The sequence below is a fragment of the Syntrophomonas sp. UBA5494 genome (assembly GCF_002426325.1).
On record NZ_DIPG01000103.1, the window covers coordinates 3,096 to 3,391 of the forward strand.

Consider the following 296-nt stretch of genomic DNA (forward strand, 5'->3'; position numbering starts at 1 on the left):
GCATGATAGGCAAGGGCGACCGCAGCCAGGCGGTGGTGGAAGCCATGCAGCGCTTTGGCGCGGTATACCTGGCCGCCGTAGGCGGGGCCGGGGTTTACCTGGCCGAGCGCATTGTTTCCGCTCAAACCGTGGCTTATCCGGAGCTGGGACCGGAAGCCCTGTTAAGACTGGAGGTGCGGTCGTTCCCGTGTATCGTGGCTATTGACTCATATGGTGATAATATATACCAAGAGGTGAGGAACAGGGTCAACTCTCAATATTACAAGGAGGAAGAAAATGACCAGAACAAACGACCG

The 296-nt window shown here is 56.4% G+C and carries 1 protein-coding gene; it reads left to right on the forward strand.

Annotated elements, in window-relative coordinates:
* Window positions 1-296 (forward strand): fumarate hydratase C-terminal domain-containing protein (locus B3W37_RS11605; protein WP_483175868.1); only part of this gene is annotated, 296 nt, incomplete at both ends.